Below are 25,497 nucleotides of genomic sequence, written 5' to 3' on the forward strand. Positions count from 1 at the left end.
CAGCTTTACAATTCTGATACCGGAGATTAACTCTCGGTGCAGCTGATTGATCCTGAGGAGACAATTTGACCTTGACTTTGGTATTACAAAGTAATAGCTATGGTGTACTGGGGGTAATATGAAGAAGAAAGAGCGAATTATCACATTTAAGGTCCCGCATGATCTTGCTGAGGTTATTAAGAGTATACCTAACAGGTCGGAGTTTATCAGAGCTGCTGTAAAGATGGCGCTGGATAGTACATGTCCTCTCTGTGCTGGTACGGGCACTCTTTCGCCTAGCCAGAAGGCCCACTGGGATGATTTTAGTCGGAATCATAAAGTGAAGCGTTGCACGGAATGTGATGAGATCTACATTGAATGCGAAAAGGGCATACTTTCTGATCCTCACAGTTGAAAGTATCCTTCTCTTCATTATTTTTTTCTGGATGGAAATCACCTCTGCTGCAGAACGAAAAGTGGTGAGGGTGGTTACCTCAATACCGCCACATGCATACGTTGCAGAGCGGATTGGGGGCAAATTCGTTCATGCCGATGTGCTTATCGATGAGGGAAAATCACCCCATAGTTGGGAACCAACGCCTACGAGGGTCGCTAAGTTATCTCAGGCCGATGTCTTCTTTACCCTGAATCTCCCTGAAGAGAGAATCCTTTTAGGGAAGATTAAAAAGTTGCACGGGACGCTGAGATATGTGGACCTGCAAAGAGGTGTGAATTTCAGGTGTTTAGACCGGGGTATTGATGTTGAGAAAAAGGAATTGGCTTGTGTAATTGATCCCCATACTTGGTTGTCCCCAAAAAACATGGCAATCCAGGCCGGGATTATCTGTGATACACTTGTTAGCATGTACGGTGAGCACACAGACTACTTCAGAAGGAACTTAAAGGCTTTTCTTGCGGATCTTGAAGAAGTGAATTCTATGGTTACGCATATACTTGCTCCTTTCAAGGGTAAAAAAATTTATGTTTTTCATCCGGCGTTTGGTTATTTTACTGACACCTATGGTTTGTTCCAGGTGCCGATACAAGCAGAGGGTAAAGAACCTGGACCGCGAACGTTAAGCATTATTGTGCACCAGGCAAAAAGGGAAGGTGTAAAGGTGATTTTTATACAGCCTCAATTTTCAGTGAAAAACGCCCAGGCTATTGCCAGAGCTATCGGGGGGGAAGTTTTTTCCATAAACCCACTGTCTAAAAATTATATTGCAAACCTTGAAATAATGGCAAGGACAATTGCTAAGGGTCTGGGGACATGAATCATGAATGGAGAAAAGGCCGATGCTATCAGTTTTGAGAATGTTACCTTCACATACAACGGAGCTCCCGTCTTAGAGGATGTAAAATTTTCCCTGGAAGAAAGGACGTTTGTCTCCGTTGTAGGACCTAATGGAGGGGGCAAAACGACTATGCTAAAATTGATTCTCGGGATATTGAAACCGACCCGTGGTGAAGTTAAGGTTTTTGGATGCCCTCCCGAGAAAGTAAGACAATGTGTTGGTTACATGCCTCAGCATATGCTTTTTGATCCAAAGTTCCCGATGACGGTTATGGATGTGGTCCTTATGGGACGCCTTGGAAAGGATACGTGGGGTATATGGCCGTATAGAAAGAAGGATAAAGAAATTGCCCTTGAGACTCTGGACAAGGTGGGGATGGTGGGGTACGAAGAAAGGTTGTTTATGTCCCTCTCTGGAGGAGAACGACAACGTGTCCTTATAGCAAGAGCTTTAGCCACAGAACCACGTTTGCTACTCCTGGATGAACCTACGACTAATGTTGATGTGGTGGCAGAAGGGGAAATCTTCAAACTTCTAGATGAAATGAGTCGTGAAATTACTGTGGTCGTTGTCAGTCACGATCTAGGCTTTGTGTCCCAGTTTGTTAAAAAAGTGATCTGCGTAAATAGGAGAGTTGTTCTGCACCCCACAGATGCTGTAACAGGAGATGTGATATGCTCGCTGTACGGAGCTGATGTTCATATTGTCCGTCATGGAAGAGAAGGATGATCCTGTTGTGTGACGTTGCTTCCGTTGCTGCGAAATATACAATTCTCAGTGCCGCTGTCTGGGCTGCACTGCTTGTAAGTGTTTCCTGCGGTATTGTGGGAAGTTATGTGGTCACAAGGCGGATAACGTATGTAGCTGGAAGTATAGCCCATACCATACTTGGAGGAATTGGAGCTGCCCGTTTCTGTCAGGAGGTTTGGGGCTGGACGTGGTTTACACCGGTCCTAGGTGCTGTAGTTACTGCAATTTCTGCGGCGGTAATAATCGGTTTAGTCAGATCGAAGTCGAAACAGAGGGAAGATACCATAATTGCCGCGCTCTGGGCGTTAGGGATGTCAATGGGGATTCTTTTCATGTACAGTACACCTGGTTACGCTGAAGACCTTATGAGTTACCTCTTTGGTAACATCCTTATGATCACCTCGGATGATCTCTGGATGATAGTTCTCCTCGATGGGATTATTCTGATTGGGGTTGTTATTTTTTACAATCCTATCCTTGCAATATGTTTTGATGAAGAGTTCGCCCTTACCCGTGGGATTCCCGTTCAACTCTACTATGTCGTACTTCTCTGCGCAACAGCTCTTACTGTAGTTTTGCTTTCTTTTGTTGTTGGGGTGGTCATGGTGGTGGCTTTGTTATCCATTCCTGCAGCGATTGCAGGTGAATTCTGCAAAAAACTCTGGCAGATGATGACTTTTGCGACACTTCTGACAGCTATTTTCATACTTTCTGGTCTGTTTTTTAGTTACAGATGGGATATACCGACAGGTGCCACAACCATAGTGATTGCAGGTTTTTCCTATTTGGCTGTGATTGTGGCAGATAGAATCGTAACTAGGTTAAGAATGCGTGGTTGATTGAGGGTACAGATGGGTTTAATTGCAGGTATTGATGGTTGTCGTTCTGGATGGTTCTGTCTTACCGAAGATATGGCTTCTGGGGAAATTGATGCACGCATCATTTCTAATATTGAGGAGATTTTAGGCTGGCAGCCTTCTCCGGAAGTCGTTACTGTAGACGTGCCCATCGGGATTCCAGATGTGGGTTATCGCGTTTGCGATATAGAAGCTCGTAAGCGTTTGGGATACCCACGGGCGAGTTCTGTCTTTCTAACCCCTGTGAGGGCAGTGCTTCTGGCCGGATCATATGGGGAGGCTTGTGAAATAAATAGAAAACGCACTGGTAAAATGTTGAGCAAACAAACGTGGAACATAATTCCAAAAATACGCGAGATGGATGGCTTTGTCCGGGGTTATGACGTGGAACAGACATGGATACGAGAAATTCATCCTGAGGTTAGCTTCTGGGCATGGAATGGTGGCAGGGCGATGAAGTTCAGCAAACGGGTAGCTCAGGGACAACAGGAGAGGGAACACCTTATAAGAACGTTTTACGGTGTTCGCTTTGATCATGTGAAAGAACAATTAGGTGCAAAAGGGTTTAAGTGCGATGATTTGCTTGACGCTTTTGCTGCCCTTTGGAGTGCGAGGAGAATCGTAAACGGTAAAGCAATAATTTTGCCAGAATATCCACCAGTGGATCCAATGGGGCTCCGAATGGAGATAGTGGTATGAAAAAGGGTGCCAAAAAAATGGCACCCTTTTTCATTTTTCTTATTTTTCTGGTTTTTTAAGTAGCGCGAAGGCTGTGAGCATACCGAACAGCGCAAGAACGGCTGTAGCGTAGAAAGCATACAGATAGGAACCAAGTACATCCTTTGCTTGGCCTGAGATTATACCTCCCAAGATAGCTCCCAGTCCGTATGCAAAGAAGACAAGTCCATAGTTGCGTGCGTAGTTTTTAACACCAAAGTAGGTGGTTGTTGTTGTGGGTGCTATTGCAAGCCAGCCGCCAAGGACGAGCCAGAAACCCATAAAACTCAGAACGTATGTCCATAATGTGCCTTCTCCGGCGGTTAACATTGCCAGTGAGCAAACGAGAATAATCACAAAGGATATTATGGCGGTAGTTCTTGGTGAGAGCTTATCGGTTAAGTACCCGAATAGTGGACGTCCCACACCATTGAAAATAGCGAATACACCAACTAGGGTTGCTGCTGTTGCTGCATTGATCTTAATGATTTCCTGACCAACTGGGCTGGAAATACCAATTGCCATGAGACCAGCCAGACAACCAATGGTGTAGCAAATGAAAAGTCCATAAAAGGCCCCTGTCTTTACCATTTCACCCATTGTAAATTCCTGACCAGCTGTGCTTTGGCCAGACGTGACAGGTTTCCAACCTGCCGGTGCCCATCCTTCCACTGGGTAGCGGAAAGGTAGGAAGCAGATCACTAGAATGACGAGGAATGCAGCACCCATAACAAAGAAAGTTTGCATGGGTCCAATAGTTTTTATCAGATAAGCGGCAACATTGGCGGAGATGAAAGGAGACCCACCAAAACCTGCCAGTGTTAACCCGAGAGCCAATCCTCTTTTGTCGGGGAACCAGCGCCCCACAACTGCTAAAGGTGCACCATAGGCAAGACCAACACCTCCACCTCCAATAACACCATAGGCAATGGTTAGCATCGCAATACTTGTGGATTGGCTGGCTAACATCCATCCCACCCCTACAATTACGCCTCCTAAAATGCCCAGATTACGGGGACCGAGTTTGGCCATTAACTGACCACCGAAGAACATCATTACAGCAAACATGGCTAGAAATACCATGAATGGCAATCCCGCTTCCGTCGCTGTAGCATTAAGCAACTGCTGGACAGGCTTACGGAACACGCTGTACGCATAGATGCTGCCGAGACATAGGTTGATCGCAAATCCCAGTAGAACCAACAACCAACGGCCTGATTCTGCTGGCATTCCCAATAATTTTGAATCATTCATACTATTCCCCCTCCTGACAATTGGTTTGGCAGGACATAACCGAACACGGTCGATTTGTCAAGGATTTAAGCAATTTTATTGTGGCATGAAAAGTGCATCATACATAATTTAAAAATGAACCTTTCGTGCATAGAATACTTAAAGAATGCTTTTTGACACATTATGAGAAGTTACTGTGATGGGATTTTTGAAATAACGCCGTCAATATTTTGACGAAGAAAATTAAGGAGGTTTGGGTATGAAAAGGAGGTTTTTAGCGGTTTTGTTGGTTGGTTTTTTTCTAGTAGGTTTGGCGTGGGCTTCTTCTAAAGGTACGGCAAAAGAAGCTGAGGAACTGGTTAAGAAAGCGGTGGCACTGTACAAGTCTGTGGGCCAGGAAAAAGCCTTTGCCGAGTTTAACGATCCTAAGGGGAAGTTTGTGGATCGTGATCTTTACATCTACGCATTGAACATGAGTGGAACGGTTTTAGCTCACGGGGCGAACAAGGCGCTTATCGGGAAGGACCTATATAATCTGAAGGACTCTGCGGGCAAGCAGTTTCTGAAGGAAATTATCGATGTTGCCAAATCTAAAGGGAAAGGTTGGGTTGAGTACAAGTGGACCAACCCTGTGAGCAAAAAGGTAGAGGATAAAGTGGCCTATTTTGAGAAGGTGGGAGACGTTATTCTCGTGTGTGGTTACTACAAGTGATGTTTTTGGGTTCAGGCTGTGATGCTGGAAGGCATCGCAGCCTGTTTAACCCTGGGAGGGACGTGAGATGATAGGACGACTGTTTGGAAATCTGAAAATGTGGCAAAAATTGTTGTTGGCCCCTCTTCTGGTCACGTTGTTTATGATTGGTTTGTCGATCTGGGTGTATCTTGGTTTAAACAACCAGAAGATAGCTGTGGATGATATATACAACAGTCGGTTTAAAGCTTACCAGAACATATCTCGCATTGCCAACGATATAGCGAATGTTCACTCTAACGTCTACAGGGTTTTAAGCTGGGCCAACTCCAATTATGAAAAGGGAAAGATAGATGCCCTTGCAAAGGAACAGATTGTGGCAATTGAAAGGAACATAAAGGAATTGCAAAGCATTCTGAGATCGCAGAATGTAAATGCCGAGGAGAAAAAACTTCTGCAGGAAGCTATTGGGACACTTCTGGAGTATCAGAAACCGGCTGTTGGTGTGTTGGATGTAGCATCGGCAGATGTTCACGCATCTACAATGTTCATGGGGGTTGCCGACGAGGCGTATTTGAAACTAAACAAGCATCTCGAACAACTCATGTCTCTTGAGGAGAAGCTGAGCAGAGAGAAGTTCGAGTTTTCTGTGAAGAATTCCAACACAACAATGCAGATTTTCATTGTGGTTTTTGCATTAGCGTTGGTTATGTCCATATCTCTTAGTATCTTTGTCAGCCGTGCCGTAGTGGCGCCTATATACAGAACCATAGAGGTTGTGCAGAAAGTGGCCGAAGGCGATTTGACAAGGGAAATAGATTTGAATTCACGTGATGAATTGGGAGAGCTGGCTCGAGCAGTAAATACCATGAGATTGAAGATGGGTGATGCTGTTGGTCGGTCCCTTTCTATATCAAAGGATCTTTCAGAGTCTGCCTCTCATCAGGCATCATCCCTTGAGGAAACTTCTGCTGCGATGGATCAAATGGCTTCGATGATAAAGCAAACTGCAGATCATACCGCAGAAGCAAACAGTTTGATGAATGCTGCGAAGGATGCCATCCAGAAGGCAAATGGTTCCATGAATGACCTCGAGCAATCTATGAAGGTGATAGCCTCGTCGAGTGAGAAAACGCAGAGTATTGTAAAAAGCATTGACGAGATTGCTTTCCAGACGAACCTCCTGGCTCTTAACGCGGCGGTGGAGGCCGCTCGTGCAGGGGAGGCGGGTGCGGGTTTTGCAGTGGTAGCTGATGAGGTGCGTAATCTCGCTATGAGGGCAACTGAGTCGGCGAAAAACACGTCAGGTCTAATCGAGGATATTGTTCGGAAGGTTAAGGAGGGCGAAAAGCTCGTTCAGTTAACAAGCAATGCTTTCACCCATGTGACTGATACATCGAATAAAGTAATGGAGCTGATAAGTGAAATAGCCACAGCATCAAAGGAACAGTCGGAAGGAATTAATCAGATAAATCGTGCACTGGCAGATTTAAACCAAGTAACGCAACAAAACGCGACTAATGCACAAGAGCTGGCACACATCATGTCGATGTTCAGTACTGAGGACAATAAGAGACAATTAAAAGAGAGGCCAGCTTTCATTGCTTTTAAGGAAGCCGCTGTGAAGAAAGAGAGTGCTGAAAAGCTTATACCTCTTACTACTTGAGATAAAAGATAACAGGAAGGCACAGGTGCATATGGACCCTGTGCCTATCCTTGTTTTATCTCCGTTTAAGTTCCCTTTCTCTGAGCTCCCGGCGTAGAACTTTGCCCACGGAGCTTTTGGGAAGAGAATCCATAAACTCCACAAACAGAGGAACTTTGTAAGGGGCTAGTTTCTCCCGGCAAAACGCTAATATTTCTTCTTCACTCAAAGTTTCACCGGGTCTAGGTACCACAAAAACTTTAACTACTTCTCCTTTATATGCATCGGGTATACCGATAGTGCAGACCTCAAGTACTTTGGGATGGGACATGATTAGCTCATCTATCTCCCTGGGATATATGTTGTAACCTCCGGATATTATGACGTCTTTTTTGCGATCTACTATGGTCAGATAACCATCTGTGTCAAGAAAACCAACATCACCAGTCTTAAGCCATCCATCTTTAAGGACGAGCTGTGTTTCATCTTCTTTTTTATAGTAGCCCTGCATCACTTGAGGTCCTTTAAAGCAGATCTCACCTGTTTCTCCGATGGGAAGTTCTTTTTCGCCTGTTTCTAAGTCCACAATTTTTAAATCGGTATTTGGCAAGGGTACACCAACAGTTTCCGGTTTCTCCAACCCACCCCATGGGGTTGCTGTTCCCATAGGAGTTATCTCTGTGAGTCCGTAAACGTTAATCAGGGGAACATCTCTCACTTTTTTGAGGGCAGCAATCGTTTCCACAGCCATAGGAGCAGCGCCGGTTAGGTACGCTTTCACAAAGGAAAGGTCCATATTCAAAAAACGCTCGTTATTGAGGAGTGCTACGAAGATTGTGGATACACCGGGAAGGAGAGTGGGTTTGAACCTCTCAATTAAGTCAAGAATTATTGCTGGTTCGGGTCTTGTAACTAGGATGTTTGTCCAACCAGCGTATATACATGTGTTCTGTATTCCCGTCCAACCGGCGGCGTGGAAGAAAGGATATATAGCCAGCATCCTCTCGCCACCATCCGGGCACTCGGGAAACCAGCTCCGGAACTGCTGCACATTGGAAGAGATATTTCCGTGACTTAGCATCACACCTTTACTTATACCAGTAGTACCCCCCGTGTATAGCAATGCCCCAAGATCGTCCCAGGTCGGGTTGTTGTCAACCGGGGTATCTTTTTCGGCCTCTACGAGTTGTGAAAACCTAAAAACGTTTTTTACTGAAGGAATCTCAGCCACGGGGAAATTGGGTTTCAAAGGAGGAGGTAAGAAATCCGCAATGGAACAGAAGATGATCTTTTCTACCTTTGTTCGTTCCATGAGCTTTTCTCCCAGGGTTGCCGCATTGTCTAACATAATGGCGGTTGTTGATTCCGAGTCATTGAACTGATAGGTTAACTCATCGAGTGTGTATAGGGGATTGTTCATGACCGTTACCGCGCCAATACGGAACATGCTGTAGTTGGCTATGGTAAATTGGGGAATATTGGGGAGGACCATGGCCACTTTATCTCCCTTTTTTACACCGAGATTTATGAGTGCACGGGAGAATCTGTTAACAAGGGCCTCCAGTTCGCTGTATCTGATTTCCGTGCCAAAAAATATCAGGGCTGGGTTATTGGGGTATCTCTCGGCGGTTCTTCTCAGAATTTCCGGCATTGTCAAACGTTCAAAAACGATTTCCCTCGGAACCTTTGGGTGGTAATGCTTGTGCCAAGGTCTTACGAATTCAGACATGTTTCCCTCCTTTTTTAAGTGATTTTATGTTCTCTCTATTATTGTTGCAGGGGCCATACCACCTCCTGTGCAGAGAGAGATGAGGGCGTATTTACCTTTGCGGCGTCTGAGTTCGTGCACGGCGGTTACCATCAAACGGCAGCCAGAATTCCCCACGGGGTGACCGAGGGCCATTGCACCTCCGTTAACATTGAGGCGGTTCAAATCTGCATGGAGTTCTTTTGCCCAGGCAAGAGGAATGGGTGCAAAGGCCTCGTTTATTTCGTAGATGTCCATATCTTCAAGTTTTAAACCCGCTTTAGAGAGCACTTTTGGTGTTGCGAAAATGGGGCCTGTAAGCATGAGTCGTGGGTCTGACCCTGCAACGGCATTGGCCACTATGCGGGCAAGGGGTTCTATATTCAGTTCCTTCATTTTGTTCTCTTCCATAAGAACCACTGCGGATGATCCATCCGTTATGGTGCTGGAAAGACCTGCTGTTATCCATTTTGTTTTCGGTAAGATCTTTAGGCTGTTTAATATCTCATGGTTGGTTTCTGGGCGTATTGTTTCGTCTGTGTCCCGGATTATTTCGTTTCCCTCTTTGTCAAGACCTTTCATAGGAAGAATCTCATTTTTGAAGTATCCCTTTATTGTTGCCTCATGGGCTTTGCGGTGACTGGCTATCGCAAAATCCTGACACTCTTCCTTGGTGATGTTCCAGGCGTCGGCGACCATTTGGGCAGCTTCTATTTGATCTGGTATCCCGAATTGTTCTGTGTAGAAGGGGCCAAATGGGTTCCCCATGGGTTTTCCGTTGTAGAGTGTACCATTTAAGTCGGAGAACATTCCGTATTTGGACATGAGTTCGCAACCGCTGGCTATCACTATGTCCATCGTTCCTGAGGCTATCAGGGCATAGGCCATTTGAATTGCTGTGAGACTGCTACCGCATTGTCTATTCACAGAAACGCCGGGAACGGATACAGGAAAACCCGCTGCTAGAACACCCATACGGGCAAGAGTGAAACCCTGTTCTCCCACCTGGTAAACAGTTCCTGTTATGACGTCATCCACAAGGGCTGGGTCTAGATTGATGCGCCTCACTGCTTCTCTGAGGACTGCTCCTAATAGTTCAGGGGCAGTCCAGTCTCTGAGGAATCCGTTCTGTCTTCCCACTGGTGTACGGACTGCAGATACTATGTAAACGTCTCTCATTTGTTTACACCTCCACTTACGTTTGTGCTTCAAAGTCCCATTAGGCGTCCCACGATAACTTTCATCACCTCGGTGGTTCCGGCGAAGATGGGAAACACTCTAATATCCCGCGCATAGCGGCAGATAGGATACTCTTCCATGTACCCGTAACCACCATGAAGCTGGACACAGTGGTATGCAACCCTATTTGCCATTTCGCATACCCACGCTTTGGCCATTGATACCTTTTTTACAATATCCTTACCGGAGATGTGGTCCTCGATGAGGGAGTCAACAAAGGTTCTACCCAGTTCTATTTCTGTCGCCATTTCCACAATTTTGAAGGTATTGTGCTGAAATGAACTGATAGGTTTACCAAAGATAGTCCTCTGTTTGCAGTACTGAATTGTCATATCCAACATCGCCTCAGCCATTGACTGGGCCATAATACTGCAGACGAGCCTTTCCTGCTGCAGTTTCTGCATCATGTAGTAAAAACCTTCCCCTTCTTTGCCGAGAAGGTTGCTTACAGACACACGGCAGTTGTCGAATGTTAATTCTGCCGTGTCCTGACTGTGGAGCCCCATCTTTGCCAGTTTTCTGCCCTTTATATAACCCGGTGTTCCGTCCTCGACGAGGAGAAGGCTTATCCCCTTCGATGGGGGGGAGGCCGTGGGGTTTGTTTTTGCAGCAACAATACAGAGGTCGTTTATTAGCCCATTGGAGATAAATGTTTTTTGTCCGTTGATTACGTAGCTATCCCCTTCGCGGATCGCCGTTGTTCTGATGGCTGCGAGATCCGATCCTGTGTTTGGTTCTGTCATAGCAATTGCAGTTATTACATCGCCAGAGGTACATAGGGGGAGCCACTTCATTTTTTGCTCTTCGGTTCCGTAACTGTGTATGTAGGGTACTATGATATCACTGTGGAGACCTGCGAGCAGGCCATGACATCCTGCATAGGCCATCTCTTCTATAATCACTACGGAATATTCGAATCCCGCGCCCATTCCCCCGTATTTCTCCTCTAACCAAGGACATAGATAGCCGTTTTGACCCATTTTTTTCCAAGCTTCCCGAGGGACAATACCCTGTTCTTCCCATGTTTCGATGTGGGGTTTTATTTCCCTATCCAGAAATTTTCTGAACGCTGCTCTGAATATCTCGTGTTCCTCTTGGAAGATCTTTCGAGTCATTTTGGCCCCTCATCGGTAAAATTTTTTTCCGAACATCTTCTCGCTCAAACCTGTAAGATCGGCCCATTTCATGGGTCCACCCTTGTCAGGAGGAAACCCAACCCCCCATATCATCCCCACATCGATAAGTCGAACATCATCAACTATTCTGCGATCAAGCAGATCATTTCCTACCTTTACCATTTCCTCAAGAATCTCCTGTTGGATTTCCCGGTCACTTCTTATTTTCCCATCTCTTCTCTCGATAAGGGGAAGCACATCGGGATCTACGGAACCATCCTTCAGGAAGATGCCCTTCCCAGATTTTTTAAGACCTAGTCTTCCATCGGAAACGATGTTTTTCAGAGACTTTTGTTCTATACCCATACCGAGCAAGGCTTTGTATGGCACATCGATCCCCACCTCATCTATCAGTCTTATGGGTCCTACTGGCATACCAAAGTTCACCATTGCCTTGTCTACCACCTCAATGGGAGTACCTTCCTCGACATAGCGGAGGGCGTTTAGGAGATAGGGTATGATCATGGCATTTACTACAAACCCCGGGTTGTCTTTACACACAATGGGTCGCTTGCGGATCAGACCCACGAAGTGAAGCAGATTATCAATGGTTTCCCTACTCGTTTTTTCCCCCTGCACCACTTCCACGAGCTGCATCATCCAAACGGGTGAGAAAAAGTGCAGTCCACCAAAACGTTCTGGGTTTTTGACTGCTTCAGCCATTTTTGTTATGGGAATGGAAGATGTGTTACTCGCAATTATGCAATCTTCGGGGACAACGGTGCAGAGTTCTTTGAAAACTTGGTTTTTTACATTTATGTCCTCAAAAACGGCCTCCACTACCAGGTCCACGTCTCTGAACGTATTACCGTATTCCGCGGTGAGCTCCAAACGGGAAAGTATGGATTCCAGTGACTCTTTAAGTTTATTCTTCGATATCATTTCGTCTAGAACTCTGGAAATAAAGTTCTTTCCTGGCTCCAGAGCTTCGGGTAAGTCTTTCACCACAAGGGGAAGATTGGTATTCTTCAGGACTTCAATAGCGATACCCCTACCCATTGTACCTAATCCGAGTATGGCTATTTTTTTTAGGGATTTCGGCTGAAATCCTCTTGAGATAAAGGATCCGGGTTTATCCGTTAGAGTCTTTAAGAAGAAGGTATTTATGGAACCCTTGGATTCTGGAGTTTCAACAACCTTCTGGAAGTATTTCTTCTCGATCTCCAGACCTTCTCTAAGGGAAACCTTTAGTCCTTCCTGCAGGGCAGCTAAAGCTAACATATGGGCAGGAATTTCTCTTCCTTTTGTTGTTTTTAGCACTTCGGTTCTTGCCATTGCCACTATCTTATCGATGTTAGAAAAATCGTGGCTCGGACGCTTTAAGGTTAACTTTCCCTCTATGAGATCTCCTAAGAATTTTTTTGCCTCGGAGAGGAGATCCGCATCAGGAGGTAGAAGTTTATCCACGATTCCTAGTTCGAAAGCCTTCGCAGCGGGTAGCATGGTTCCCTTGAGTATGAGTTCTATCGCAGGTGTGCCTATGAGGCGAGGGAGCCTTTGGGTTCCACCTGCCCCGGGAAAGAGCCCCACGTTGCATTCTGGAAGGCCGATTAGTGTAGTTTTGCCTTCTTTTGCAATTCTTGCAGTGCATGCTAGAGCAAATTCCAGTCCCCCTCCGAGACAGTGACCGTGGATGGCGGCAAGGGTAGGTACCTTTAATGATTCAATTCTGTTGAAGTGACCATGGAAGATGTTGAGTATCTTCATGGCCTCTTCGCCACTCTCTATGTTGGCGATCATCTGTAAATTGGCTCCGGAGAAGAAATTATCGGGCTTGCCTGAAATAAATAATACACCTTTGATCTCTTCTGAGTTTTCCAGGATGTCTAGTACTTCTCCTAGTTCGGAAATTGCCTCCCGTGTCCATGTGTTCATGGGTTCACCAACCACGTCGAAAGTAACGATGCCCAATTCGTTTTCCAGTTTAACTTCGAATATTTTTCCCATGTGTGTACCCCTCATTTACCTAGTTTTTTCTTAATATCTTCTCTTAGAACACCTTTCAGAATCTTCCCCACTGGGTTTCTGGGGATTGCGGTGATAATTTCCAATCTTTCGGGAATCTTGTATGCCGCAATGCCTTTTTCTTTCATAAAGGTTTTGATCTCCTCTAATGTCAATTGCTCGCCCGGTTTAGGAACAACATAAACACACACCTTTTCTCCGAGCATTTCATCTGGCATGGCTACAGCTGCCGCATCCAGAACTTTCGGGTAAGCAAGAATCATATTCTCCACTTCCTGGGCACTTATGTTGAAACCACCACGGATGATGATGTCTTTTGCCCGATCGAAGAACCCCACGCAATCGTTGTCTTTGATCTGGAAAAGGTCACCTGTGTTGAAGAAACCGTCTTTGTCGAAAGATTTTTCAGTTAGATCTGGCCTACGGAAATAACATGGTATTACGTTTGGACCTTTATACCAGAGTTCTCCCACAGCTCCTTCTTCCGTTAATTCCTTTTTGGTGACGGGATCCAAAATTTTCATATGTATGTGTTTTCGAAGTGGAGATATATTTTCCCATTTCGAGCCTTTCTTTCCATAATGGGGAAAGTGGTCCAGACGCATCTCCAGGTCAGGTATGTCATATGGCCCAGCAACGTTGGCTGTACCCTCATTCTGACCCCATATATTGGCGAATTCAATGCCCCAGCGACGTCTGAGCTCCTGAACAGACCATAGAGATGGTGGAGCCGCTCCGATAGTTATGGCCCTCATCTTTTTTAAATCGAATTGATCAACCTTGGGATGCTTTAGAAGAGCGTTCACAATTGCGGGAACTAGGAGAGTGTAGTTTATCTCCTCGGTCATGAGCTGCATCACAAAGGTGGGTCCGTCAAACGGATGATGGAGACAGAACTTCCCTCCCCCGATGAGCCATTCAATAAACACCGTTCCTACGGAAGCCATGTTGACAAGGGGTCCTGCGGTGATCACATTATCACCAGGTTTTATAGGGGCTGTTTCGTAGCAGAAAGATGCCTGAAATATCCAGTTGTTGTGGCTCAAGGGACATCCCTTTGGTTCTGCTTCTGTACCCGATGACCAGCATAATGTAAAGATATCGTTGGGGTCCAGGGGTACTTTATCTAGTTTCCCTGTTACATCCCCTTTACTCATCTCCCGAATCTCTTCCAGCGTTAATATTTCTTTGAGATTTGAGAAGTTAGGTTTGAGTTCCTCGATCATTTTTTTGTGACTGAAGTTGTTGAATGTTTCCACAGTGATGAACGCTTTGGCCTCTGTCGTTCTTAGCACATGATTGATCTCCGTCTGACGCCACTGCATAGGAAGGGGTGATATTAGGGCTCCAGCCCGGGTAATGGCAAGGTAGAGCATGGCGAGTTCCCAAGTATTGGGTAATTGCACCACTACAATGTCATCCTTGCCGATGCCTTTTGACAGGAGGGCTTCACCTGTGGCGTCCACAGCCCTGTCGAGTTCCTTGTAGGTTAACCTTTCTGGTTTTAGACCAACGAGTGTTTCCTTATTCGGTGGGTCAACGAGACATATCTTGTCGGGTGCTTTGGCCACATTTTCTTTGAAGCAATCGATGAGTGTTTTATTGCCCCACACACCTTTTTCTGTCCATTCTTTAATCTTCTCCTTTGGTGCAAGAATCATAATGTCCCCCCTTTTAGAAATGGTTAAACTTTAAGAATAATGGCTTCCCCCTGAGCAAGCCCGCCGCAAATGGCCGCAACTCCATAACCTCCGCCGCGGCGTCTGAGCTCATACGCGAGGGTCATCGTAATGCGTCCCGCGCTTGCACCGACAGGGTGCCCAATGGCGATGGCCCCCCCGTTTACGTTCGTTCTCTCCTGGAGTTCTTTCCATTTTTTTTCGTCTCCACCCGCTAGGATTTTTGTTGAGACCAGCGGCATGGCAGCAAACGCCTCGTTGATTTCTATGAGTTTCATATCGTCGATTGTAAGACCAGCAGTGGCGAGTGCCTTCTGAATGGTATATGCCGGGATAATGGCAATGCCCCTTGGTTCCATGGCATGAGAAACAACCGCGACCACCGTCGCTAGAGGTTCTAGCCCTCTCTTCTCAGCCTGTTCTCTTGTCATGAGCAGAATGGCACTGGAACCGGCGCTGATGGGCGGGGCATTACCAGCTGTTACCGTCGGACTACCGTAAACTGTTTTGAGCTTAGAGAGTTCTTCGAGAGAAGTTTTCCTAGGAGCTTCATCCCTGTCAATAACAATGGGACCTCCTTTCTTCTGCGGAATGATAACGGGTGTAAGTTCTTCTCCAACTCTTATCTTTCCATCTTCGTAAGCTTTTAGGCAACGTTCGTGGCTCCTTAGGGCCCATTCATCCTGCATTTCGCGTGTTACCCCGTATTCTAAAGCTACTTCCCCGGCGTCCACGGCTACTGGTTTGAATCCCTTTGCCTGGTAACCCAGTTCATAAAGGAGGTCGATGAGCTTGATATGTCCAAGTCTCGTTCCACGTCTTAGACCAGGAGCGAGGTGTGGTGTGCGCGGCATGTTTTCCGAACCTACGGACATTACCGTGTTTGCCATTCCGGCTTTCATTGATAAGGCACCCAATCTTAACGTTGTGAGAGAAGAACAACAGGCGCGATCTAGTGTTACAGAGAAAAGTTCCGGGGGAAAACCGGCTAGCAAAGTTGCCTGTCTGGCGGGTATATCAGTTTCCAGGGCAAATTCGGCTACTACACAGCTTCCGTAGTAAACCTCATCTACTTCTGCGGTTTTAACGTTCACGCGGTTTATAACCTCTTTCATGACGATCATGGCGAGATCAATACTGGGTATGTCGGCCATAGCAGTATCAAACCTGCTGAATGGAGTTCTAACGGCGCTTACAATCACGATATCCGTTTTGTTTTCCATGGCTCGCCTCCTTCATTTTGCGGGCATTCTTAATGCACCATCGAGGCGGATAGTATCACCGTTCAGCATGGGATTCTCTATTATATGCTGGCAGAGCATGGCATATTCGTCTGGACGACCCAGGCGAGGAGGGAAAGGAACCATTCTACACAAGGCTTCACGGGCCGGTTCTGGAAGAGCGGCTAGCATAGGTGTGTCGAATACCCCTGGCGCAATGGTGACCACACGTATTCCATACTCAGCGCATTCCCTCGCGATGGGTAGCGTCATACCTACGATGCCCGCTTTTGAGGCACTGTAGGCAGCTTGACCAATCTGTCCGTCAAAGGCTGCGATGGATGCAGTGTTGATTATCACTCCCCTTTCCCCCTCGGTGTTGGGAGTATTGGTCAACATCTTCTCCACGGCAAGCCTGATGACGTTGAAGGTTCCCACAAGATTTATCTGTAGTACCCTGTTAAAGAAAGAAAGGGGCATTGGGCCTTTCTTGGATAAGACCTTTCCTGGGTCACCCACACCAGCGCAGTTGATGACTACGTTTATAAGACCAAAAGCTTCTAGGCATTGTTTGATTGCGCTGCTCACACTTTCCTCATTCGTTACGTCTGTGTTAGCGAAAATGACCTGATCTCCTAGTTCAGCGGCCAGTTTTTCACCTTTATCCTGTTGAAGATCGAGAATTGCTGCTTTGCCACCCGCTTCAGCGATTCTACGTACACATGCCTCCCCTAATCCAGATGCTCCACCTGTGACCAATGCCACGGTTTGTTTGAAATCCATACTTTTCACTCCTTTCTTTGAGGTTTTATAACCCTTTTCGTATGCCCCTCAGTATGATTTCCATTGCGGCATAGAGGGTAGATTTCCGATAGTCTGATTTTCCCGGCATCATACGATTCTCCTGAAACTGTATCACTCCCATGAAGGTATTCCAGATAATGATGGATACCACTTTTGGGTCTACCTCTCTGAATATCCCTTTCTCCATACCCTCACATATAGCTTTCTCCACCTGTTTGAGATTGGACCGCATGAGATTTTTCAGGTGGGAAAGCTTTTCGGGAGATAGCAGTTTGGAGAATTCCGCTGCTTTGTACCTTGCAACCAGATGGTAGGCGTCTGGGTCCTGTTCATAAAAGGCGTATGTGGCTTCCATCGCCTTTATAATTTTAGTTTCAGGATTATCACTGCTTTCGGAAATTCTTATGAGATTCTGGGAAAGTTTGTTGAGCGAAGGTTCAATGAGAGCGTAGTAGAGATCCTCTTTGCTTTTGAAATAAATGTATATTGTGGCCTTAGAAATCTCTGCCCGTTTCGCTATCTCTTCCATTGTTGCGGCTTCAAAACCTTTTTCGTTGAAGGTCGCCGCTGCACTTTCCCTGATTTGCTTAATCCGGGCGAGTCTTTCCTTTTGCCTGCGTTCTCTTGTACCCATCCCCCTCCTTAGTATTTTCTATAACCGTGGTTACTTTATGACCAAAGTCATAGTAGTTTTATACTTTACTGTCAAGTGAAAAAATGTTCCTAAAAAGGAATCCTTTTTTTCACTTGAGAAATGGATTTTAATTTCAGAAATTCACATTTTCTATCCCTTTCAATCCGAGGATTTTTCTAGCTTCGTCAGGTGTTGCTGGTTCTATCCCCAGTTCTCGGGCTATGCGGATTATTTTCTCCACCTGTTCGGCGTTGCTTTTTGCGAGGCGTCCTTTTTCTAGGTAGAGGTTGTCCTCTAGTCCCACACGGCAATTTCCACCTAGGAGAAGAGACTGAGTGCAGATGGGAAACTGTGCCCTTCCGGCAACGCACACGGAGAACTCAAAATCACCTATGAGCCTTTTCGCGTAATCCACAAGGAACATGAGGTTCTCTGGACTGGCTGTTATGCCTCCCAGAACGCCCATAACAAACTGGATGTATACAGGTTTCTTCACATGACCTGCTTCAATGAGAAAAGCTACATTGTTCACCATTCCCGCATCGTATATTTCAAATTCCGGTTTTGTTCCATTTTCGTTGAAGATGGCACAGTACTCCCTCATGGTTTTGAAGGTGTTTGGGAAAATGAAGTCCTCACTCATGGCCAGATATTTCGTTTCCCAATCGTACTTCCAGCCGCTGAAGCGGGGTATGGCATGGAATAGAGCGAAGTTGATGGACCCTGCGTTAAAAGAGGCAAGTTCCGGTTTGAACAGTGTTACAGGCGCTACTCTCTGTTCCACGGTCATGCCCAAACCCCCACCTGTTGTAATGCAGATGACGATGTTGCACCTACTCTTGATCTCCGTAATTATTTCCCTTATGAGGTTTGTGTCCGGGACAGGCATTCCATTTTCCGGATTACGGGCGTGGATGTGACACACTGCCGCCCCTGCCTCATAGGCCCTCACCGCCTCATCAGCAATCTGTTTAGGCGTGATGGGTAAATAAGGTGACATGGTTGGCGTATGAATGCTCCCCGTAATTGCCGCTGTAATAATGGCCTTCTCTTTCATTTTTCAAGCTCCTTTCTTTATCCTTTCAGGAAATCTGGTCGTGCCCATTCTGGATTGGGGTATGTGTAGAATCCCTTCCCCGTCTTTACTCCCAATTCATTACGATCAATCATCTCTTTGAAAGAGGGTGGGGGTATGTCTCGCGGGTCTTTAGATTCATTGTAGTACGACATTTCAATATCGTATACCACATCCAATCCCACCATGTCCATTAATGCAAAAGGACCGTACGGCATTCCGGTAAACACCATCCATGCACGGTCGATATCTCGGAAGTCCACGTAGCCGTTGCACGCAAGGAAAAGTACGTGTTTTTTTATTGCCCTCCACACGCTGTTAAAACAGAAACCTAGGATTTCCTTGTTGACCTTTAGGGGAATGAGGTCCAAGGAACGGATAAACTGCCTTGCCGTTTCTATTATTTCTGGTAGTGTTTTAGTTCCCCCCATGATGTCACAGAGTATGAAGCCCACGGCAGGTTGATAGAAGTGCATGTTAAGACAACGTTCCGGTCGATTCGTTGCGCTCTCTATGCGGGAGATAGGTATTGAGGAACTGTTCGTGGCGAGGATGGCATGTTTCGGTGCCAACTTGTCCATTTTTGTGAAGACTTCCCTTTTCAGTTCCAACACCTCAGGGACGGCTTCGATAACGAGATCTGCATCTTTCAGACATTCCTCCATGTCAGTGATTACCTTCACACTTGCTGCAGCTTTCTCCCACGCATCTATGGGGACGGTGGGTCCTTTTCCTGTGGTTTTCATTGTGGCTCTTATCTTCTCCAGTGTTTTTGAAAAACTATCCGAGACAGTGTCATATCCTTTCACATTGTATCCGTAGGCAGCGCATTGAACGGAGATCTGTGTTCCCAGTGTACCCAAACCGACGATACTTACGTTTTTGATCTCCATTTTTACCTCCTTTAAATGTTATCAAATTTTCCCGTGAAATTTTAGGAGCATTATCAGTCCATCGTCTCGCCATCTCGCGATTTCCTCGATTGTACGGCCTTGCTCAGGGGAACGTTCGCTTATTTCCTTCAATACACCTTCCTGTGCGATTTCCAACCATCCGGGAGGCCATCTTTTCCAGTCTGCCATGTCCTCCCACCATGATTCCACGGTGGGACCTATGTGCTGAAGTATACCCTTGATGCCCTGTTGACCTCCTCCAAGATGGTAAATGAGATTGGGCCCCATGAGAGCGAGCCGAAGTCCGGGACCGAAGGTAACAGCTCTGTCCACGTCTGCTACAGAACATACACCCCTCCATACAAGATCCACTGCTTCTCTGTAAAGGGCCATGGACAAACGATTCGCAATGAATCCCACGGCTTCCTTCTGAAGTACAATGGGCTCCTTGCCCAGAGCGCGGTAAAAATTGTACGCATGGTCAATGTATTCCTGTGCTGTTCTTTCGCCCTTACTTATTTCTACAAGGGGTATGAGATAAGGGGGGTTGTAAGGATGGGCACCTAGACACCTCTGCGGATAGGCTGACCCCTCAGCAATACGTGTTATCAGCAAACCGGATGTGCTGCTCGCAAAAACTGTATTTGGAGATGCGAATTGATCGACTTCTCTAAGTAATTGCTGTTTTATTTCGTATCTTTCCGGGGCTGCTTCCTGGATGAAATCCGCATCTTTCACTGCTTCAGATAGATCTGTTGTGTATCGGGCGAGCCCTTTGGATACTCTAGCCTGCTCTTCGGTGATGATGCCTTTAGAGACAAGGTAGTCAAAGTTTGTAGAAATACGTTTGCGGGCCATATCCAGAGCTTCATCCGAGATGTCGTATATGTTTACGGGGTAGCCTTTCCAAAGGAAATTCGTTGCCCACCCTGATCCGATTAGACCACCGCCCAGCACGGCGATTTTCTCGATGGTTTTCAGTGTCATTTTTCCACCCCCCTGCTCTAATATATCATGATACCCAGAGGAATTACTACAAAAAGCGCAATAAGCGTTGCGATAATGTGTCCCCAGAAGATGTGTCGGTATGCATTAACGTGAGTTAGACCGGTAACGGCAAGGAAGGTGATGACAACCCCGTTATGCGGTAAAGCATCAAAGCAGCCAGCAGACATCGTGGCGATTCTGTGGATCAGTTCAGGGGAGAGGTTCAATGCTAGGTATTTAGGTATTAAGGTTTCAAGAATAATACCAAGACCTCCTGAAGCTGAGCCTGTAATACCAGCCATTATGTTCGTAGCTATAGATAAAGAAATGATGGGATGCATGGGGAGATTAAGCATCCAGGAGGAAATAGCTTTAAAACCCGCCGTGGAGGCAACGGCCATACCATAGCCCACATCGGCGCAAGTGTTCACTATGGGGATTACAGTATTTACAGCACCTTTATTCAGAGTATCCAGAATATTTTTAAAGTAGGGAAAGAAAAAGGCGAGACAACATATGGTTCCACCCGTTAAGGCCCACACGGCGTCCAGTTTGAAAACGTTTAATAGAACCACAACTACGACCGTAGGTATAGTGCTCAAGTATACATTGGGGAGCTTTTCTGTGTTTACCGTGTCTCCCGTTACTACCCCTATACCTGATGGGGCTATATATGATTCGTTTCGTAGTTTTGCTTTTTTTAGCTCGTATTTGAAGTAAAAGAAGTTAAAAGCGGCCACAATTACTGCACCGGCGATGCCAAGTAGGGGAGCAGCCGTGGGGGTAGAAGCCATGTACTTAGTTGGCATTATGTTCAATATCTGCGGTGAACCGGGGAGCATGGTCATTGTGATGGATCCTATTGAGAACACGTAGGGAATAACAAATAGATGCCAGGGCAAGTTGAGTTCCTTGAAGATCGGTCTCCCTATGGGGATGAGGGCAAATATAACAACAAAGAGACTAACACCACCGTAAGTCAGGGCAACGCCAATAGCGGCAATGGCAATGGCTGCATTCACTGGGTTATCCCGTCCTACGAGTTTGAGAATTCCCTCCGCAATGGAACGGGCCGCACCACTGTCCTCCATAACTTTACCGAAGAGAGATCCCATGAGAAATATGAGGTAGAACTTAGCGGCATAGTTGACAAATCCTTTCATGTACGGTCCCATAAGTGTGTTGAGTATGTCCATACTTGAGAATATTGCTACAATTACAACTGCGAGAGGTGCAATAAGTATGATGTGCCAGCCTCGCAATGCCAGGACTACGATGAAGGCCAAAGAAAAAATGATACCTATGATACTAAGTGTCGTGGGATCCATATGTTCCTCCTTTCAAAGGGTTTTCACGCACAACACCCCTATTAAAGGAGGATCGGGAAGACCACAATGGAGGAGAGCACCCATTTTTAGGGAGTAGAACACCCCATTTTTGATGGTTCATTCATTCCAGAGCTCGGGATCAACGACGCCTATTTTGATGGCGTATTTCAGTAGTTCCAAGCGGTCGTGAATGCCCAGTTTGTTCATCATGGACAATCTGTGTTTTTCTACCGTTTTTGGACTTACGCATAGTATGGAAGCAATCTGGCTTGTGGTATTGCCCTCCACTACAAGTCGGAATACCTGCTGTTCCCTCTCGGATAGGAGGTTGTAACCGTGCGGAGTCGGCGGTTTATCGTGCTGACGCAGATACTGTCCTATTACTTCAGACTTTATCTTTGAGCTGAGGAAGTATTCTCCTCTATGCGCGGCGCGTATTGCCTCAATTATGTCTGTTCTAGGTGAGGCTTTCAGCACGTATCCTAAGGCACCCCGCGCAAGTGCCTGGTATACAAAACTCTCTTTGCCGTACATGGTGAATATTACTATTTTAACCGTCGGAACGGCACTGCGTACCAGCCCTATGAGTTCCAGGCCGTTTAGCACGGGCATGGCAATATCCACAACTATTACATCAGGTTTTAGACTTTTTGTCTTTTCCAGGGCTTCGTATCCATCTTCAGCTTCACCTATAACTTGAAGGTCAGGTTCCGCGTCGATTACCTGTTTAAGTCCGTCTCGAACTATGGCATGATCATCGGCCACAAGAATGTTTATTTTTTTCATGTCCTTTTAGTCTCCTATGGGGATCTCTACCCTTACGCTTGTTCCTTTGCCTGGTGCCGAGGTGATGCTTAAGGATCCACCGACGGAACTTACCCTTTCCCTCATACTCAGTATGCCCACTCCGCGGGGTTTGCCCCTTTCATTATGTAGATTTTCTGGATTGTAGCCCACGCCATTGTCCCTAATACTTAGAATTATGCTGGGATAGTTGAATACTAGCAAGATTTTTACCTCCGTTGCCCGGGCATGTTTTGCTATGTTTGTCATGCATTCCTGAAAAACCCTGTAAAGAACAATTTCTGTTTGTAACGGTGGACGTCTTTTAAATCCAATGGCTTCAAATGATACGTTTAGTCCTTGCCTGTCACGAGTGTAATCCTGAATGTACCATTCCATCGCCGGGATAAGTCCAAGATGGTCAATGACGTCCGGCCTTAGGATGGAGATTTTTTTTCTTATATGTTCGGCCATTTTCTCTACCTGTTTGATTAATGTACGACACCGTTCCCTCTGGATTAGTTCCTCTTCTGGCAGAGACATCTCGAGCACTTCGAGTCCAAAATGTAGAGAGGTTAGATTTTGTCCTAATTCGTCGTGAAGATCTGCGGCCAGTTTTTTCTTCTCCTCCTCACTCACCTCTATCAATCTCCTATAGAGATGTCTGATTTCCTCTTCAGCACGCAGTCGCTCCGAAATATCTGCTACAAAAACGACAACAGCTGGGTGCCCTCGGAAGGTAGCCGGGCTTGCCCAAAGCTCAGCCCACATAACTGAGCCATCTTTTCGGAGGGCTCGAAATGCGTACTGTTGCGGCTGGAACTGTTTTTTTTGTCGCTGGATACCTCTCTTCTTAACGGTTTCTCGGTCATCAGGATGTATCAGTTCCCAAAAGGGTTTTCCTACGAGTTCTTCTGCTGAGTTGTAGCCCAGCATAGTGACCAATCTTCTATTTAGGTACTGGAAGAGACCGTTTTGGTGAAAACAGATACCAACGAGCGAATTTTCCAACACTGTTCTGTGTTTTTCTTCTGATTCCTGGAGGATTCGCTGGATTCTTTTCTTATCCGTGATGTCTATCACAAAATATTCTTGCTGGGCAGCATATCCTCTTTTGTTACGTCTTATCAAAGCTGTTATGCTTATGTCGATTATTGAACCGTTTCTCTTTCGCATCTGTGTTTCGAATTCTTTCACGTATCCTTTTCTTTCAATCAATTGCTGGAATACCACTCTATCTTCGGGATTTACGAATATATAATCCCGGGCATTAAGTCCTATAACTTCTTCGGTGTTTGCATAACCAAGCATGTCTACTCCCGCTCTGTTGATGTCCAGAATAATTCCGTTTCTATCCGTGATGAGTATCATGATTGGGGAGTGCTCAAATAGATGGCGGTATCTCTTGCTTTTCTCAATTGAGATTCTGGGGGATTTACTTTCCCCGAAACCACTGGATTCTTTCATTATGCCCTTTGCCGATTTAGAACGAGGTGAATGAGTATAGATTTTTGACTTTAGGTATGTCAAGTAAAGTTAAATCACGATGTATCGAACAACTGTGATTAGACGTATTTTCCCCCGAACTGAATCGGTAGTTGAATTGATCTCTGAAATGATAACATTGGATTTTAAAAGGTGCTCACGAATTTTGTGATCCACGTAGATTTGAATTTTCTTAAGTTTTTGAAATAGTGATCTGTTGTTGACAGGTCCACAGATTTATTCTCCTCCTTCATTTTTTTAAGTTGTTGCTTTTTTGTAAGGTCCTTTGATACGCTTTATTTTACAATTTAAAGATGTGAGGTTGAATTGAAATTTAGCACGATTCGTTTAATGGATGTCTGGTTAGGTAGGTTTTTCTGCTTCGGATTGACATTGGTGCGTTATATCGGCGAGGCGTTATCCAGAGATGGAAGCACCTCTCAACCAATACGTAAGATCCTCTTTTTGAAACTTATAGAGCAAGGTGCAACGGTTCTGGCTGCTGGAGCAATAAGGAGAGCAGTGCATATGGTGGGAGGGAAAAACGTATATTTCTGTGTTTTTGCAGAAAACAGGGAAATTCTGGATGTTCTTAACCTGATACCTAAAGAGAATGTGTTTACTCTGAGGCACGATAATATTTTTGTTTTTGTTCGTGATGTTTTTTCCTTTCTACGCAGGGTTAGACACCTGAAAATCGATGCAGTTATTGATATGGAGTTTTTCTCTAGGGCTTCTGCAATCATCGCTTTTCTCACCGGTGCTAGGAACAGGGTAGGACTTCATCGTTTCACTTCTGAGGTGCCTTACAGAGGAGATCTTGTGACGCACAGGGTTCAGTACAATCCGTATCTCCATGTGGCGGTGGCTTACGAACTATTGGTTGAGGCCCTTAATTCTGACCCTAAGGAAGTACCTTTGCTTAAGCAGAGGAGTGATACTTTTAATTGCTACGTACCTGTTTTTGTTCCTGGGGATGAAGATCTGAGACGGGTAAGAGAGATGCTACAGGAGGCATTTGGAAAAGAGGTGTTCGATAGAAGAATAGTCATTCTAAACCCCAACACTTCGGATATGTTGCCCATAAGGCGCTGGCCGGAAGCACGTTTTGTGGAGCTTGCGAGTATGATTCTGGATAAATTTTCCGAGGTGTGTATAGTTCTAACGGGATCAAGATCTGAAGAGAAGGCCGTTGCAGAGCTGCAAAGAAAGATATGTTCTTGGCGTGTAGCATCCCTTGCAGGAAAGACGACACTACGCGATTTACTTGTGCTCTATACACTAGGACAAGTGCTCGTAACCAATGACAGTGGGCC

Annotated in this window: 23 protein-coding genes; 8 read left to right on the forward strand and 15 right to left on the reverse strand. The window is 45.8% G+C overall.

The features are described from left to right. The first annotated feature begins 118 nt into the window (after positions 1–118). Genes N2317_02635 through N2317_02655 form a run of 5 tightly spaced genes read left to right on the forward strand, consistent with a single transcriptional unit; the run spans position 119 to position 3,580 of the window. Positions 119–394, forward strand: a complete 276-nt coding sequence (locus N2317_02635) for a ribbon-helix-helix domain-containing protein (protein ID MCX7816395.1) — start codon at positions 119–121, stop codon at positions 392–394. After that, positions 354–1,253, forward strand: coding sequence for a zinc ABC transporter substrate-binding protein (locus N2317_02640; protein MCX7816396.1), 900 nt, complete (start codon positions 354–356; stop codon positions 1,251–1,253). Before N2317_02635 ends, N2317_02640 begins: the two co-directional genes overlap by 41 nt. Positions 1,254–1,256: 3 nt before the next feature. Continuing rightward, positions 1,257–2,003 carry an ABC transporter ATP-binding protein gene (locus N2317_02645; protein MCX7816397.1) on the forward strand — a complete coding sequence of 249 codons (747 nt, stop codon included), beginning with the start codon at positions 1,257–1,259 and terminating at the stop codon, positions 2,001–2,003. Then, positions 2,000–2,863 (forward strand): metal ABC transporter permease, encoded by an 864-nt coding sequence (locus N2317_02650; protein MCX7816398.1) that lies wholly within the window; start codon positions 2,000–2,002, stop codon positions 2,861–2,863. The genes N2317_02645 and N2317_02650 overlap by 4 nt, the downstream gene beginning before the upstream one ends. A 12-nt stretch (positions 2,864–2,875) precedes the next feature. Then, a complete protein-coding gene (locus N2317_02655; GenBank protein MCX7816399.1) occupies positions 2,876–3,580 on the forward strand; it encodes a DUF429 domain-containing protein in 705 nt (234 codons plus the stop codon). Between the two features lie 39 nt (positions 3,581–3,619). Here N2317_02655 and N2317_02660 read toward each other — a convergent pair whose 3' ends face one another. Beyond that, on the reverse strand, positions 3,620–4,852 hold the full coding sequence (locus N2317_02660) for an OFA family MFS transporter (GenBank protein MCX7816400.1): 1,233 nt from the start codon (positions 4,850–4,852) through the stop codon (positions 3,620–3,622). A gap of 238 nt (positions 4,853–5,090) precedes the next feature. Between N2317_02660 and N2317_02665 the strand changes: the two genes are divergently transcribed. Together N2317_02665 and N2317_02670 are read left to right on the forward strand one after the other, a co-directional pair. Next, entirely contained in the window at positions 5,091–5,543 is a 453-nt protein-coding gene (locus tag N2317_02665; GenBank protein ID MCX7816401.1) for a cache domain-containing protein, read from the forward strand. A 67-nt stretch (positions 5,544–5,610) separates the two neighbouring features. Beyond that, the gene (locus N2317_02670; protein MCX7816402.1) at positions 5,611–7,188 is read left to right on the forward strand and encodes a methyl-accepting chemotaxis protein; all 1,578 of its coding nucleotides are present in this window, start codon (positions 5,611–5,613) and stop codon (positions 7,186–7,188) included. A gap of 55 nt (positions 7,189–7,243) precedes the next feature. On the opposite strand, the gene N2317_02675 is transcribed toward N2317_02670, so the two are convergent. From N2317_02675 to N2317_02740, 14 genes are all read right to left on the reverse strand, one after another. Further along, complete coding sequence (locus tag N2317_02675) at positions 7,244–8,896, reverse strand: long-chain fatty acid--CoA ligase (protein MCX7816403.1); 1,653 nt, start codon at positions 8,894–8,896, stop codon at positions 7,244–7,246. 24 nt (positions 8,897–8,920) lie between these two features. Next, entirely contained in the window at positions 8,921–10,093 is a 1,173-nt protein-coding gene (locus tag N2317_02680) for a thiolase family protein (GenBank protein ID MCX7816404.1), read from the reverse strand. 29 nt (positions 10,094–10,122) lie between these two features. Beyond that, positions 10,123–11,268, reverse strand: coding sequence for an acyl-CoA dehydrogenase family protein (locus N2317_02685; GenBank protein ID MCX7816405.1), 1,146 nt, complete (start codon positions 11,266–11,268; stop codon positions 10,123–10,125). A gap of 9 nt (positions 11,269–11,277) precedes the next feature. Further along, positions 11,278–13,275, reverse strand: coding sequence for a 3-hydroxyacyl-CoA dehydrogenase NAD-binding domain-containing protein (locus N2317_02690; GenBank protein ID MCX7816406.1), 1,998 nt, complete (start codon positions 13,273–13,275; stop codon positions 11,278–11,280). 11 nt (positions 13,276–13,286) lie between these two features. Continuing rightward, positions 13,287–14,954 carry an acyl--CoA ligase gene (locus tag N2317_02695; GenBank protein MCX7816407.1) on the reverse strand — a complete coding sequence of 556 codons (1,668 nt, stop codon included), beginning with the start codon at positions 14,952–14,954 and terminating at the stop codon, positions 13,287–13,289. A gap of 23 nt (positions 14,955–14,977) precedes the next feature. Further along, positions 14,978–16,195 (reverse strand): thiolase family protein, encoded by a 1,218-nt coding sequence (locus tag N2317_02700; GenBank protein MCX7816408.1) that lies wholly within the window; start codon positions 16,193–16,195, stop codon positions 14,978–14,980. 12 nt (positions 16,196–16,207) lie between these two features. Next, positions 16,208–16,975: a 3-hydroxyacyl-CoA dehydrogenase gene (locus tag N2317_02705; GenBank protein MCX7816409.1), complete on the reverse strand. Its 768-nt coding sequence runs from the start codon at positions 16,973–16,975 to the stop codon at positions 16,208–16,210. A 25-nt stretch (positions 16,976–17,000) separates the two neighbouring features. Continuing rightward, the gene (locus N2317_02710) at positions 17,001–17,630 is read right to left on the reverse strand and encodes a TetR/AcrR family transcriptional regulator (GenBank protein MCX7816410.1); all 630 of its coding nucleotides are present in this window, start codon (positions 17,628–17,630) and stop codon (positions 17,001–17,003) included. Between the two features lie 133 nt (positions 17,631–17,763). Further along, positions 17,764–18,687, reverse strand: a complete 924-nt coding sequence (locus tag N2317_02715) for a 3-keto-5-aminohexanoate cleavage protein (protein MCX7816411.1) — start codon at positions 18,685–18,687, stop codon at positions 17,764–17,766. A gap of 17 nt (positions 18,688–18,704) precedes the next feature. After that, positions 18,705–19,598 (reverse strand): 3-hydroxyacyl-CoA dehydrogenase NAD-binding domain-containing protein, encoded by an 894-nt coding sequence (locus N2317_02720; GenBank protein MCX7816412.1) that lies wholly within the window; start codon positions 19,596–19,598, stop codon positions 18,705–18,707. Positions 19,599–19,619: 21 nt separating this feature from the next. Beyond that, positions 19,620–20,585, reverse strand: coding sequence for a 3-hydroxyacyl-CoA dehydrogenase family protein (locus N2317_02725; protein MCX7816413.1), 966 nt, complete (start codon positions 20,583–20,585; stop codon positions 19,620–19,622). Positions 20,586–20,602: 17 nt separating this feature from the next. Further along, positions 20,603–21,913, reverse strand: coding sequence for a hypothetical protein (locus tag N2317_02730; GenBank protein MCX7816414.1), 1,311 nt, complete (start codon positions 21,911–21,913; stop codon positions 20,603–20,605). Between the two features lie 117 nt (positions 21,914–22,030). After that, a complete protein-coding gene (locus tag N2317_02735) occupies positions 22,031–22,699 on the reverse strand; it encodes a response regulator transcription factor (GenBank protein MCX7816415.1) in 669 nt (222 codons plus the stop codon). A gap of 6 nt (positions 22,700–22,705) precedes the next feature. Next, entirely contained in the window at positions 22,706–24,163 is a 1,458-nt protein-coding gene (locus N2317_02740; protein ID MCX7816416.1) for a PAS domain S-box protein, read from the reverse strand. A 345-nt stretch (positions 24,164–24,508) separates the two neighbouring features. On the opposite strand from N2317_02740, the gene N2317_02745 reads away from it, so the two are divergent. After that, on the forward strand, positions 24,509–25,497 hold a 989-nt coding region (locus N2317_02745), incomplete at its 3' end, for a hypothetical protein (GenBank protein MCX7816417.1).

The organism is Syntrophales bacterium, from assembly GCA_026417625.1.
GTDB lineage: Bacteria > Desulfobacterota > Syntrophia > Syntrophales > UBA8958 > JAOACW01.